The organism is Citrobacter sp. Cm038 (genome assembly GCF_030333105.1).
GTDB lineage: Bacteria > Pseudomonadota > Gammaproteobacteria > Enterobacterales > Enterobacteriaceae > Citrobacter > Citrobacter murliniae.
In genome coordinates this window covers 27,246-41,409 of the sequence record NZ_JAOWGO010000016.1, presented here as the reverse complement: position 1 = coordinate 41,409, position 14,164 = coordinate 27,246, and the positions used below count along the sequence as shown (strand labels likewise).

Here is a 14,164-nt window from a genome sequence, read left to right as displayed (position 1 = left end):
TTGGTGATCATTAAAACGATCACCAAAATATGCCAGAAGATAGAACCAGAGACCGGCAGGTCAAACCAACAATACGTTAAAACTTATAGTGTTCTTTGCTAAGTCCATATTTCCTCATCCGCAAATACAGTTTCTTACGCGGTATTTGCAGATACTCTGCCACCTCATTAATTCGCCCCTGATGAATATTTAACGCTTCGGTTATTATTTGCCGTTCGTACTCTTCGATCCGACGGTCCAGGGGTGTCGGTTCAGACATATGCATCTGCGGATTGGCGGTTTCTGCCAGTGGAAGCAATCCAACGGCAAAAAGCTCCGCGGCATTCGCCAGTTCCCGGACATTACTTAGCCATGCTCGACGCCGCATAGTTTTCAATAGCTCGGTGTCTACCTGTGGAACAGGATGGTTCAGCCGCAGGCAGGCTTTATGCAGGTAGTGGCGAAACAATGGCTCGATATCGTCCGGGCGCAATGACAGTGGCTGGCAACCAATTTGCGTCATGGCAAAACAATAATAGAGCTCCGCGACAATTTGGTTTGTTGCTGCCAGTTCTACCAGCGATGTCGCCCCAATGCCAATTAAGCGAAAAGGACGCTGATCCTGACTTTGCAGGTGAACCAGATGGTGTTGTTGTTCGCGCGTCAGACACTCAAGATGGCTCAATACCAGCGTCCCTCCCTGCGCCCTGGCGATGAGTTCATTAAGTTGATCCGCTTTCCCGGATGTCAGCTCTTCCCGAATAAATGGTCCCTGGGCGTTACGCCCCAGTTGATGCAAATACCGTGCACCCGTCATGCGACCCGTACCAGGCTCACCATAAAACCAAACGGCAATATCTGTTTCTGCCAGTTGTTGTAAACGCTGCCGATACTGATTTGCCCAGTCACTGTACCCGACCAGTTCAACCTGTAGCTTTTGCTGGCAATAGTGACGACGGGCAATCACCGATTGCCGGTGCCGCAAGGCCTCCTCGACCTGCACCAGCAGTTTGCCGGGATCGATCGGTTTTTGCAGGAAATCCCATGCGCCTTTTTTCACCGCATCCACCGCCATCGGCACATCGCCATGTCCGGTGATCAACAGAATTGGCAGTTGATTATCATCCTGATGAAATAGGGTCATCAGATCGATCCCGGAACACCCCGGCATACACACATCACTTAATACGACCCCAGGCCAGTCAGCCGGTACCCAATTTCTTGCGTCAAAGGGATTATTACAGGCTTGTACGCGGTAACCCGCCTGTTCAAGCAACAGCGTGTAAGCGTCAAGTACATCGGCATCATCATCAATTAGCAGAACAGAATATTCATCACTCAACATCTTTTATATCCGTCAGGTTGAATTGCAGTACTACGCAGGCATTGCGCCTCAACGTCGACGCCAGGCGCAACTCGCCTTTCATCTGCGTCATCAACGATACACAAATCGATAAGCCAATCCCGAGTCCAACATCCTTACTGGTGGTGAACGGCTTCAAAAGAGACGGCAGCAACGCCACAGGCCAGCCGGGACCATTATCACTGATAATTACGCTCAGCGTGTCGCCCTGCACTTGCCAGGACACCTCAATTTCGGCGGCTATCGGGCAGGCATCCAGCGCATTTGCCAGCACGTTAACCAGCACTTGCTGAATTCTCACTTCATCACCCAGTACCCATACGGTTTCTTCAGGCAGTGTAAGCGTGCCCTGCTGTGGCTTATGCCGCATAGCTAACAGCTCCCAGGCTGCACTGAGATTTTGGCGCAAATCGACCGGATGTAGCGGAGCTCCCGGTTCAGCCCGCCGCGCAAACTGCCGCAGTGAGCGGATAATGGCATCAATACGGGTAATCAGCCCTTCTGCTTTGGTTAAGGTGCTCCTTGCCTGGGCTAACTGACCTTGTTCGATAGCCCTTCCCGCGGTAAACAGATACATCGACAGCGCGTTCAGCGGTTGGTTAATCTCATGCGCCAGCGTGGTCATAGTCTGGCCGACCACCGCCAGTTTTGCCGTCTGAATAAGCTCGTCCTGCGTCGCGCGTAAATCGGACTCAATCTCCTTACGCTCCGCGACTTCCTGCTCAAGCTGCCTTTTTTGCGTCCCAAGCTGACCCAGCGTGTGACGCAGTAAACGCGCGATGCGTCCTAACTCATCACGCCCATAAACCGGGATGGTCGCATCGGTTCTACCCAGACCTATTTGCACCACAGCCTGATTGAGCGCAGTAAAACGCTTCACCAGTCGCGAGCGGATAAAATAGTGGTTTAATCCCCAGGCCAGCAGCAGCGCCAGAAGAGTCGCCAGCAGAATAATTCCACCGCTGACGCGAACAATCTGCTCCAGCCGCTGGTTAAACATCTGCATTTGCTGATGGCTGCTACCCAGTTGTGCTTCAAGCAGCGTTCTGAAGCGTCCGAGCGTAGCTTCTCTGGCGTGACTGGCATCCACGAGTGCTTTCTGCGCGGCGACATAGTCGCGCATGGTATCGGGCATTTTATTTTTCATCATCCCGATCTCCAGCAATTCATCGATAGTTTGCCGCAACGTTATCGTACTGGGCCAGTCATCAAGGGTTCGAATATTTTCATCTGCCGTTTTCTTCAGATTCTCCAGATAGCGAATGTGAGTCTCCACCAGCATTCCATCATCGCTACCTGACTTCAGCTCATTCAGCCTGTCGCGCAAGTCATCAACGATTTGATTCTCAATTCTCGCCAGTGTGTAGACCTGCTGCTGTTCATTTTGCACTTCCCTGGCGCGTTTCAGATATTGAGCCTCATCACCGTTCTTCGCTTCAATCTGATCCAGCAGTGTTCCTTGCTGCCAGGTAAAATCCTGCACCAAGGAATTCAGCTCCGTCGTAAAATCATCATGCAGCCAGTCAATGCGCGCGGAAAGTTCGCTAACTTTTTCGCGAACCAGGAACATGTTGTAGAGCACCCTGTCCAGCTCCGCCATCAAAGCACGGCTGTCCTGCAAAATAACGACCAGTTGCTGTTGCTCCTCTGACTGTAACCCCAGGCTCAACGCCTCAATCTTATCCAGATGCTGAATTATCTGGTTGCGCAGTTGTAGTCTTACCGTTGTGTTGGGTGCCAACAGGAACTCATTAAGCTGATCAACCACCAGATTGAGATTCCCTTCAATCAAAAAAGCGGAATGGACACGCGGAAAATAGTCATTAAGCGAATAACGGATCTGCGAACTCTGCTCGTGCCAGGAATACAAACTGACACAGCTCACGCTTAACGTCAGCAGCGCTCCTGTCAGGAAAGCGCCTCGCAGACTGCTGCTGATGCTGAGCTGGCGAAGGCGTTGTAATATCGAGCCGGTTTTCATTTTAATTCTTCCAGTTTCGATATGGCCTGACGCTGATTTTTAAGAAACCAGAGTTGCCACTCCATCATCTGCTGTTCCGCAAAGCTTTTATTATCAAACCGGGCAAGCCATGCTTCATCTTCGCTACTCTGCGGATCGATCGGAACACTGGTCAACAACGCTCTAATTTCAGGTAGCGGGTGTTTCAGGCGCGCTTCCGCACTGTATAACGCCCGCCAGGCATCCTTCAGTTGCGCGAGACGGAAACTAATAGCGGTATCAAACATCCGCTGTACCAGCTGTTGTCGTTTCAGGATAAGACGATAATTTAACGGTGACTGATTCAACAGGAACGCCTGCTGACTCGCGCGCGGGTTATCAGCAGCCAGCTGCGTTACCGGATATTTCCCCGTATTGGCATCCGCGAGGATCCTTTGTCCTTCCGGACTCAATAGATAGCGAATGAAGCGGCGTGCTTCATTCGCGTGCTGACTGTTCTTCAGCACGGCCACGTAAGTAGGCGAAACCGCAGAATGCGGGAAATAGGTAAAGGCCAGATGCGGATCGTTAAGCAGCAAATTAGCGTAGTTATCAATGACCGGCCCAGCGACGCCCAGTCCGCTCTTAATTTTGTCTGCGACACCAAAACTCCGTGACGAAATTGTCACCAGATTTCCGGCACTTGCCAGCAACGTCGCCCACCCCTGCTCCCACCCTTTTTGCTGAAGCAGTGATTCTATCATCAGGTGATTGGTATCGGAGCGCGACGGGCTACTCATCAGCAATGCCCCCTGATATCTGGGGTGCGTTAAGTCCCCCCAGTCAGTCGGGGGCGGCAGGTGTCGCGCAGCCAGCGCAGAACGGTTAATCAGCAGACCAAAGCCCGATATTGCCACCGCCACGGACGTTGAGCGGATCGACTCTGGTACCAGCCGCTGGCTTTCCGGTAGCGCATTATCAAAAGGTGCAAGCTTTTGATGCTCCTGAAGATGCTGCAAAAGCATGGGAGATGAAGTCAAAATAAGATCGACATTTTCCGCATTCGCGGTATCAAGCAGTTGCTCAAGAGAGGAACTGGTCCGGTTGAGCGTACGAATCATCACTGACCCAGGCTCCGTTTGCCAGCGCTGGATAATCCAGGCCGTGGCCCCTGGCGAGAACGTTGTCGCCATTACCAGCTCTTTCCCCTGCGCAAGGCTGGCCGCCGACAACGGTATAAAAAAGAGCGAGATGGCAAAAATCCATCCCCGACAGAAAAACCTGTTTGTGATCCCGTTCATAAATACCAACATATTCGAAAAATAATATTGAGACAAAAGTTACCCGTTTGATAGCACCGCGAAGGGAGGATAAGATTGTTATCAAAATAACCAATCAGTAAGCTAAAACATGAGCAAAGAATACCTTAAAACACCTGTCAATTTTGTTAATACCCGCACACGCTGATAATAAAAACCAACTGAAAATAACAAAAATAAAGACCACTTAATTTAAATGGGTCAAATCCAGTCGCATTCCAAACAAAATGAGTCAATATTGACACATTTCATCAACTTGAGTTTCTTCATCATCTATTTCACTCTTCTCGCCGAACCTCCCTGATATTCACATCAATATAAATTTAGGTGATGATATGTTTTCAATATTCAAGACAGGGCCATCGGCAAATAAAGTCCCGACGGAAAAAATCCACGAGACATATAGTCGATACCGAATGCAAGCTCTACTTAGCGTATTTCTCGGTTATCTTGCGTACTATATTGTACGTAATAACTTCACGCTCTCCACTCCATATCTGAAAGAGCATCTGGATCTCAGCGCAACGCAGATTGGTTTACTCAGCAGTTGCATGCTTATTGCTTACGGGATCAGTAAAGGCATTATGAGTAGCCTGGCTGATAAGGCCAGTCCTAAGGTCTTCATGGCATGCGGCCTGATACTGTGCGCGATTGTGAATGTAGGGTTGGGATTCAGCACCGGATTCTGGATTTTTGCCGCGCTGGTTGTCTTCAACGGATTATTCCAGGGGATGGGTGTTGGCCCATCGTTTATTACCATCGCAAACTGGTTCCCGCGTAAAGAACGTGGACGCGTTGGCGCATTCTGGAATATCTCTCACAACGTTGGCGGTGGTATTGTCGCGCCTATTGTTGGCGCAGCCTTTGCCATTCTGGGCAGCGAACACTGGCAAAGCGCCAGTTATATCGTCCCTGCCTGCATTGCTGTACTGTTTGCCTTTATTGTTCTGATGCTGGGAAAAGGTTCACCGCGCGAAGAAGGTTTGCCAACGCTGGAACAAATGATGCCGGAAGAAAAAGTGGTGCTCAATACCCGGCACGTTACCCAGGCTCCGGAAAATATGAGCGCCTTCCAGATTTTCTGTACCTATGTTCTGCGTAATAAGAATGCCTGGTATGTTTCACTGGTTGACGTGTTTGTCTACATGGTGCGCTTTGGCATGATCAGTTGGCTGCCTATTTATCTGTTAACCGAAAAACATTTTTCGAAAGAACAAATGAGCGTTGCTTTTCTGTTTTTCGAATGGGCAGCAATTCCTTCCACGCTACTGGCAGGCTGGCTCACCGATAAACTGTTTAAAGGCCGTCGTATGCCGTTGGCAATGATTTGTATGGCGCTGATATTCGTCTGTCTGATCGGCTACTGGAAAAGCGAATCCCTGCTGATGGTAACCATTTTTGCCGCAATTGTTGGTTGCCTGATTTATGTTCCACAGTTCCTGGCATCCGTGCAAACCATGGAAATCGTCCCCAGCTTCGCAGTTGGCTCTGCCGTAGGATTACGCGGATTTATGAGCTACATTTTTGGCGCTTCACTGGGAACCAGCCTGTTTGGTGTGATGGTTGACAAAATGGGCTGGCATGGTGGTTTTTATCTGCTGATGGGCGGGATAGTGTGCTGCATCCTGTTCTGCTATCTGTCTCACCGCGGTGCGCTAGAGCTGGAGCAACAGCGAAAAAATGCCCAGCAAGAAGAAGCGTCATTACAGCTTGCTGATGCCCGCTAATCCACTTTAGATCGGCAAAAAAGTGCCAGCAATGCTGGCACTTAAGAATCATCGCATGAAAGATCAGAAAAACCATCAACGTGATACTAATTTTATTTTCAATCGTGTCGCATCAAGCTAATGCTTACTGTCTCCCACCATAAAGCGAATGATCAGACCACATGTTGGGGCAAGAAAAAGAAATAACCCAGTGACCATTTCATCACCGGTAGTCAACCACATGGTAACGAAATATATTAATGCCGAAAGGATGGCCATACCGATAAAAGAACTGATTGACGCCCAAACGCCCATAACCTGCCAGATGTAGCAGCTGACGCTCAGAATACACAATACGAGAAAGGTCCAGAAATAGAGCATAGCGGTACCTCCTGTCTGCCGTAAAACTTCACGTAAGTCCTTACGCTCCTTGTATTTATATTCTAAGACAATTCCTATCGGCACGCAATTCAGGCAACAATTATGTAACAATGATTGAATCATCCCTTGTTGAATGTAGTTTCATCGTATTTTATTTAACCATCATAAAAACAACGCATTATATCTGGCTTCATTGTTCTTCTTGTCCACCTGAAAACATTTACTCTTCTTGATTATTTATCTCTGGCTGACATTAATCTCCAGGTGGTACATTATACGTCCGATCATTAATGCTCCCCGTGGTTTTGTCCTGACTCAGTTTTACACTCTTTACAGGAACCATCGTCGCTCATGGTGGCCTAACGATCAGTATCAGAGTGTACCGCTGTAGATAAAGAATCTTCGCGATACAACATTTTCGTATCAACAGCAGGTGCTTATGTTCCCCCAATGTAAATTTTCACGCGCGTTTTTGCATCCGCGTTACTGGCTCACATGGTTTGGTGTCGGTGTGCTCTGGTTACTGGTGCAACTCCCCTACCCGGTTTTGTGCTTTCTGGGCACTCGCACCGGTACGCTTGCACGCCCGTTTTTAAAACGTCGTGAATCTATTGCACGTAAAAATCTCGAACTCTGTTTCCCGAATTTATCCCAGCAAGAGAGAGATAAACTGGTCGAAGAAAACTTTCGCTCACTTGGGATGGCTTTGCTTGAAACAGGTATGGCCTGGTTTTGGCCTGACAGCCGGGTACGTAAATGGTTTGACGTTGAAGGGCTGGATAACCTGAAACGTGCTCAAACTCAAAACCGTGGCGTGATGGTAGTAGGCGTACACTTTATGTCGCTGGAGCTGGGTGGTCGCGTAATGGGACTTTGCCAACCGATGATGGCAACCTATCGCCCACACAACAATAAGTTAATGGAGTGGATACAAACTCGTGGACGTATGCGCTCAAACAAAGCCATGATCGGCAGAAATAATCTGCGAGGCATTGTCGGTGCACTGAAAAAAGGAGAGGCCGTATGGTTTGCTCCCGATCAGGATTACGGTCGCAAAGGAAGTTCATTCGCCCCATTCTTCGCGGTGAAAGATGTAGCAACGACCAATGGTACCTATGTACTGTCACGGTTGTCCGGTGCCGCAATGCTGACTGTCACGATGGTGAGAAAAAAGGATAACTCCGGTTACCGTCTGTTTATTACGCCAGAGATGGAAGGCTACCCGGCTGATGAGAACCTGGCGGCGGCTTATATGAACAAGATTATCGAAAAAGAGATCATGCGAGCACCCGAGCAGTATCTCTGGATCCACCGTCGTTTCAAAACAAGGCCCATGGGCGAAGCTTCGTTATATATCTAAAAAGAAAGGCCATTCGGCCTTTCTTTTTTTCTGCGACGGAATTACCTGACACCCCATTTGTTCTGTAATTCAGACATCCGCTGGCTATATTCGCGGGAGAGACAGGCAGGCTTATCCTGCTCTTTCCAGCACTCGTTGCGTCCTTTTATCCAACCGCGCTGCTCCGCTTTCAACATCGGATCATTCTTCGATTTAACCAGCGCCTGCTGGTATACAGCATTCAACTTCACATCCATCGCGGAAAGTGACGGGCTGTGGCAAATAATCTCTTCCATGCTTCCCTTGTCGACTGCAGAACATGAAAAGGTCGGGCCAGCATTAGATGATTTTTTTACCGGAGCATAACTCTTATTATCTTCCGGCAGACAGACCCCGTGTTTACGATTAGGACCAGTCCAGGAAACATCCGGGTTCCCGTCATCTTTACGGGAAATGGAGACGGTATTTTTACCGCTTTTTGCCTCCCAGTAATTTTCATTGAATGTTTTAACGATCGCTTTTTCGCCGTTAATCCAAACATTACCTGTACCGTCACTATTCACGCCACCAATACTTGCACAGCTGAAATTCAGTGCCAGCGGAGCCGCTGCCATCGACGTCAGTGGCGTAATAATGAGTGCTAACATCATTAGTCTGGTCATATCTAACCTTTCTTATCGAAATTTTCGCAAAAAATATCCGCATTTATATCATGGGGATATGAGAATTATCTGAGTAAACATTGCGTCGCCCAATAGCAATTCATTACAGATAGAAATCAAACTGTCGCCGAATCACGACACTCGTAAGTTACTAAAATTAAATAAAAAAATGCCTCTTGTCTCACCTCATTTTTAGGCGTACATTAGCGCCGTCTGGAGCATTAAAGCTCAGAATTCTGAGGTGATGCAGCGTAGAAAACGAGGGGTATTCTCTGGTTTGCTCACAGTGGCATCAGCTCTCTGTCAGGTAAGTGTATGTTCATTTAGGCGTGCTTTTGGTACGCGGAGAGATGAAAAGTGAAATATTTCTTTATGGGCATTTCATTTATGGTCATCGTTTGGGCCGGTACTTTTGCCCTGATGATCTAAATAAAAAGATGCAGCAAAAAAACAGGAGCCATCAGGCTCCTGTTTGCTTTTGTATCTGAACGATCTTTAGTCAGCGTTTTCAGTTGCTGATTTCGTACCGGCAGGCAGTAAGCCATCCGCACGGAACATCGCTTTAATTCCTCTGATCGCCTGGCGAATACGATCTCGGTTTTCAATCAATGCAAAACGCACGTGAGTATCGCCATAGTCGCCAAAGCCAATCCCCGGCGAAACACATACTTTTGCTTCGTTCAGTAGTTTCTTGGCAAATTCCAGTGACCCCATAGCGGCATATTGCTCCGGGATTTTCGCCCAGACGTACATCGACGCTTTTGGCATTTCTACCATCCAGCCAGCTTCGTGCAGCCCTTTGACCAGTACGTCACGGCGCCGCTTATACTGCTCAGCGATATCCCGCACACACTGCTGGTCGCCTTCCAGCGCAGCAATCGCCGCAACCTGTAATGGCGTGAACGTGCCGTAATCGTGATAGCTCTTAATGCGTGCCAGCGCGTTAACCAGCGTTTTGTTGCCAACCATAAAACCAATGCGCCAGCCCGCCATGTTATAGCTTTTCGACAAAGTGAAAAACTCAACCGCTACGTCACGCGCCCCCGGAACCTGCATGATAGACGGCGCTTTCCAGCCATCATAAACAATATCAGCATAGGCCAGGTCGTGAACCACCAGCACGTCGTAACGTTTAGCCAGTGCAACCACTTTTTCGAAGAACTCCAGCTCCACGCATTGCGCAGTCGGGTTGGACGGGAAACCCAGAATCATCATCTTCGGTTTCGGGTAGCTTTCGCGGATCGCACGCTCCAGCTCATTAAAGAAGTCGACCCCTTCCACCAACGGCACAGAACGCACCTGTGCTCCGGCAATCACAGCACCATAAATATGGATTGGGTAACTTGGGTTTGGTACCAGAACTGTATCACCGTGATCCAGTGTCGCCAGCATAAGATGCGCCAGCCCTTCTTTGGATCCAATGGTCACAATGGCTTCGGACTCAGGATCGATATCAACGTCATAGCGTTCCTGATACCAGCGGGAAATCGCCCGACGCAGCCGTGGAATACCGCGAGAAGTTGAATAACCGTGCGTATCCGGGCGCTGAGCCACGGTGCACAATTTTTCGACAATGTGAGGAGGCGTAGCCCCATCCGGATTCCCCATGCTGAAATCGATAATATCTTCGCCACGCCGACGCGCAGCCATCTTCAGTTCAGCAGTGATGTTGAAAACGTAAGGGGGAAGGCGATCAATACGCGTAAAGCGACGTTCAGGGCGGGAGTCAGCCATAATATCCTCAGGATTAACGTTAGCGCCCGGACCGTCCGAGCGACGCTGCCACGATGGTGGCACGTTTAGAAAATAGCCTGAATAAATTCCTTCTGTCGAGAGGCAAACAAAAATATTTTTTACTACATAAAAGAGGAACTGAAAAAATAAAAAGGGAAATGGACAGTTTTGACTAATTGACAAAATCACCATCCATTAACATTTTGATGTTATAAATTTTACCTCGTAAATCAACCAATCCTCGATATGTATTGTAAACTCACCTCTTCTTTACAATCCCCTTTTAATATTATGGTTTTTCCTCATTAGACGGGTCTTACGGGTATGCTGGTCATCCAGCCTCAGGTTACCTATCATAGAGGTTTAATCCTTTCGCAAGAGTCACCCGTGCACGAAATATTCAATATGCTGCTGGCGGTCTTTGATCGGGCAGCGCTGATGCTGTTTTGTCTGTTTTTCCTGATTCGTATCCGCCTGTTCCGCGAACTGTTGCACAAGTCTGCACACTCCCCGAAAGAGCTACTCGCCGTTACCGCGATTTTCTCCATGTTTGCTCTGTTCAGTACCTGGTCCGGCGTACCGGTAGAAGGTTCTCTGGTTAACGTACGTATTATCGCTGTAATGTCAGGGGGAATTCTGTTCGGTCCGTGGGTCGGCATCATTACAGGTGTTATCGCGGGTATTCATCGCTACCTGATCGATATTGGCGGCGTAACCGCCCTTCCGTGCTTTATTACCAGTATTCTGGCGGGCTGTATTGCTGGCTGGATCAACCGTAAGATCCCCAAAGCGCAGCACTGGCGCGCAGGTATTTTAGGCGGGATGCTGTGCGAAACGCTGACCATGATCCTGGTCGTCGCATGGGCCCCCACCACCGAACTGGGGCTGGATATTGTCTCAAAAATCGGTATCCCAATGATCCTTGGCAGCGTCTGCATTGGCTTTATTGTCATGCTGGTACAAAGCGTTGAAGGAGAGAAAGAGGCCAGCGCCGCAAAGCAGGCCAAGCTGGCACTGGATATCGCTAACAAAACCCTGCCACTCTTTCGTCATGTGAACAGCGAATCGTTACGTCAGGTGTGCGAAATTATTCGCCATGACATTCATGCAGATGCGGTCGCAATTACCAATACCCAGCACGTTCTGGCCTACGTTGGTGTTGGGGAACTAAACTATCGCGACAATGATGATTTCGTCAGCCCCACCACTCAACAGGCGATAAATTACGGAAAAATCATCATAAAAAACAATGATGAAGCACATCGTACACCAGAAATACACTCCATGCTGGTGATCCCTTTATGGGAAAAAGGTGTTGTGACCGGCACGCTGAAGATCTACTACTGTCACGCTCACCAGATCACCTCCTCGTTACAGGAGATGGCAATCGGTCTGTCGCAAATCATCTCCACTCAACTCGAAGTATCCCGTGCAGAGCAACTGCGCGAAATGGCAAATAAGGCAGAGCTACGGGCGTTGCAAAGTAAAATCAATCCCCATTTCCTGTTTAATGCGCTAAACGCTATTTCCTCATCCGTGCGGTTAAATCCGGACACCGCACGTCAGCTCATTTTTAATTTGTCACGTTATCTTCGCTATAATATTGAATTAAAAGACGATGAGCAGATTGATATCAAAAAAGAGCTGTATCAAATCAAAGATTACATCGCCATCGAACAGGCCCGTTTTGGCGACAAGCTGACTGTTATTTATGATATTGATGAAGAGGTCAGTTGCTATATCCCCAGCCTGCTGATTCAGCCGTTGGTAGAAAACGCCATCGTCCATGGCATTCAACCCTGCAAGGGGAAAGGCGTGGTTACTATCAGCGTCGCGGAGTGCGGTAATCGGGTCCGGATCGCCGTCAGGGATACAGGCCATGGTATTGATCCGAAAGTTATTGAACGGGTCGAATCCAACGAAATGCCGGGCAATAAAATTGGTCTGTTGAATGTACATCACCGCGTGAAGCTGCTCTACGGCGAAGGATTACATATCCGCCGCCTGGAACCAGGCACAGAAATAGCGTTCTATGTGCCCAATCAACACTCGCCCGCCGCAGCACCGGCTACCTTATTGCTTTAACCAGGAGTGAAGTTGTGAAAGTCATCATTGTTGAAGATGAATTCCTGGCCCAACAGGAACTTAGCTGGCTGATAAAAGAGCACAGCCAGATGGAGATTGTCGGGACGTTTGACGATGGTCTGGACGTGCTGAAATATCTGCAGCATAACCGCGTCGACGCTATTTTTCTGGATATCAATATTCCCTCGCTGGATGGCGTACTACTTGCGCAAAATATCAGCCAGTTCGCGCATAAACCCTTTATTGTGTTTATTACCGCCTGGAAAGAGCATGCCGTTGAAGCGTTTGAGCTTGAAGCGTTTGACTACATTCTGAAACCATACCAGGAATCGCGGATCGTTGGCATGCTACAAAAGCTGGAGGCGGCCTGGCAGCAACAGCAAGCAGGTACGACGCTCACCAGTCCCGTAACACGTGAAAATGACACGATCAACCTGATCAAAGATGAGCGGATCATCGTGACTCCAATCAACGACATTTATTACGCTGAAGCCCATGAAAAGATGACCTTTGTCTATACACGACGCGAATCGTATGTCATGCCGATGAACATCACCGAATTTTGCAGCAAACTGCCCGCTTCACATTTTTTCCGCTGTCACCGTTCCTTCTGCGTAAACCTCAACAAAATTCGCGAGATCGAACCGTGGTTCAATAACACCTACATTCTGCGGTTAAAAGATCTGGAATTTGAAATCCCGGTCAGTCGGAGTAAAGTGAAAGAGTTCAGACAGTTAATGCATTTATAGCGCTTATCCTACAGAGATAGAGTGATGAAAGAACCAGGCTTGCCCGCAGACCAACAGTTTTTTGCCGATCTGTTCAGCGGCCTGGTGTTAAACCCACAGCGGTTGGGTCGCGTATGGTTTGCCACTCAGCCAGCCAATTTACCGACCAGCAGTTTGTGCATTGACCTCCCGCGCCTCGATATCGTGCTACGTGGGGAGTACAGCAATCAACTGGAAAAAAAACAGCACAGTCTGCCGGAAGGCGACATGTTGTTTATCCCTGCCAGAGCGGCCAATTTACCCGGAAGCGATAAACCGGTTATGTTGTTGAGTCTGGTGTTTTCTCCGGCGTGGCTGGGGTTGTCTTTTTACGACAACCGCACCGCCTCACATTTGCGTCCGATTCGCCGCATTGAGTTGCCACATCCACAGCGTGGTGAAGGTGATGCAATGCTTACTGCTTTAACCCATTTGAGCCGCTCTCCTCAGGCACAGGATATCATTCAGCCCCTGGTGCTCAGCTTGCTGCATCTGTGCCGAAGCGTGGTCAATACCCGGCCGGACACACAGCGACCGCGCTCAGAATTTCTCTATCACAGCATGTGTAACTGGGTACAGGACAACTATACTCAACAGTTGACCCGGGAAAGCGTGGCACAATTTTTCAACATCACTCCGAATCACTTATCCAAGCTGTTTACCCAGCACGGCACGATGGGATTTGTCGAGTATCTCCGCTGGGTCAGAATGGCGAAGGCACGCATCATCTTACAGAAGTATCATCTGCCAATTAGCGAAGTGGCACAGAGGTGCGGATATCATGACAGTGACTATTTTTGCCGCCTGTTCCGGCGTCAGTTTGGCATAACTCCAGGAGAATACAGCGCGCGTTTTCAGTAGTTCGGGTACGAATTAAATGTTGAAAGAAG

The 14,164-nt window shown here is 48.8% G+C and carries 12 protein-coding genes; 6 read left to right on the top strand and 6 right to left on the bottom strand.

The annotated features are described in order from the left end of the window. Positions 1–76 precede the first annotated feature (76 nt). From pgtA to pgtC, 3 genes are read right to left on the bottom strand one after another with little or no spacing between them, the layout of a single operon-like run. Entirely contained in the window at positions 77–1,324 is a 1,248-nt protein-coding gene (gene pgtA, locus OGY01_RS02495) for a two-component system response regulator PgtA (RefSeq protein ID WP_045445779.1), read from the bottom strand. Continuing rightward, positions 1,314–3,308, bottom strand: coding sequence for a two-component system sensor histidine kinase PgtB (gene pgtB, locus OGY01_RS02490; protein ID WP_286492809.1), 1,995 nt, complete (start codon positions 3,306–3,308; stop codon positions 1,314–1,316). Before pgtB ends, pgtA begins: the two co-directional genes overlap by 11 nt. 11 nt (positions 3,309–3,319) lie before the next feature. Continuing rightward, positions 3,320–4,474, bottom strand: coding sequence for a phosphoglycerate transport regulator PgtC (gene pgtC, locus OGY01_RS02485; protein ID WP_190284579.1), 1,155 nt, complete (start codon positions 4,472–4,474; stop codon positions 3,320–3,322). A 461-nt stretch (positions 4,475–4,935) separates the two neighbouring features. On the opposite strand from pgtC, the gene pgtP reads away from it, so the two are divergent. After that, entirely contained in the window at positions 4,936–6,327 is a 1,392-nt protein-coding gene (gene pgtP, locus OGY01_RS02480; RefSeq protein ID WP_045445785.1) for a phosphoglycerate transporter PgtP, read from the top strand. A gap of 117 nt (positions 6,328–6,444) precedes the next feature. Here pgtP and OGY01_RS02475 read toward each other — a convergent pair whose 3' ends face one another. Next, entirely contained in the window at positions 6,445–6,687 is a 243-nt protein-coding gene (locus OGY01_RS02475; protein WP_048220878.1) for a YfdY family protein, read from the bottom strand. Between the two features lie 439 nt (positions 6,688–7,126). Here OGY01_RS02475 and lpxP point away from each other — a divergent pair, with 439 nt between their 5' ends. Further along, a complete protein-coding gene (lpxP, locus tag OGY01_RS02470; RefSeq protein ID WP_045445791.1) occupies positions 7,127–8,047 on the top strand; it encodes a kdo(2)-lipid IV(A) palmitoleoyltransferase in 921 nt (306 codons plus the stop codon). Between the two features lie 41 nt (positions 8,048–8,088). Here the strand turns inward: lpxP and OGY01_RS02465 are convergent, their stop codons facing one another. Next, positions 8,089–8,688, bottom strand: coding sequence for a lysozyme inhibitor LprI family protein (locus OGY01_RS02465; RefSeq protein ID WP_048220877.1), 600 nt, complete (start codon positions 8,686–8,688; stop codon positions 8,089–8,091). Between the two features lie 357 nt (positions 8,689–9,045). Here OGY01_RS02465 and ypdK point away from each other — a divergent pair, with 357 nt between their 5' ends. Beyond that, the gene (gene ypdK, locus OGY01_RS02460) at positions 9,046–9,117 is read left to right on the top strand and encodes a membrane protein YpdK (protein WP_010723117.1); all 72 of its coding nucleotides are present in this window, start codon (positions 9,046–9,048) and stop codon (positions 9,115–9,117) included. A 66-nt stretch (positions 9,118–9,183) separates the two neighbouring features. On the opposite strand, the gene alaC is transcribed toward ypdK, so the two are convergent. Next, positions 9,184–10,422, bottom strand: a complete 1,239-nt coding sequence (gene alaC, locus OGY01_RS02455; protein WP_045449736.1) for an alanine transaminase — start codon at positions 10,420–10,422, stop codon at positions 9,184–9,186. A 387-nt stretch (positions 10,423–10,809) separates the two neighbouring features. Here alaC and OGY01_RS02450 point away from each other — a divergent pair, with 387 nt between their 5' ends. Genes OGY01_RS02450 through OGY01_RS02440 form a run of 3 tightly spaced genes read left to right on the top strand, consistent with a single transcriptional unit; the run spans position 10,810 to position 14,135 of the window. Continuing rightward, positions 10,810–12,507 carry a sensor histidine kinase gene (locus OGY01_RS02450; protein WP_136345336.1) on the top strand — a complete coding sequence of 566 codons (1,698 nt, stop codon included), beginning with the start codon at positions 10,810–10,812 and terminating at the stop codon, positions 12,505–12,507. A gap of 14 nt (positions 12,508–12,521) precedes the next feature. Next, a complete protein-coding gene (gene ypdB, locus OGY01_RS02445) occupies positions 12,522–13,256 on the top strand; it encodes a two-component system response regulator YpdB (protein ID WP_045445801.1) in 735 nt (244 codons plus the stop codon). A gap of 24 nt (positions 13,257–13,280) precedes the next feature. After that, a complete protein-coding gene (locus tag OGY01_RS02440) occupies positions 13,281–14,135 on the top strand; it encodes an AraC family transcriptional regulator (protein ID WP_048220876.1) in 855 nt (284 codons plus the stop codon). Positions 14,136–14,164 lie beyond the last annotated feature (29 nt).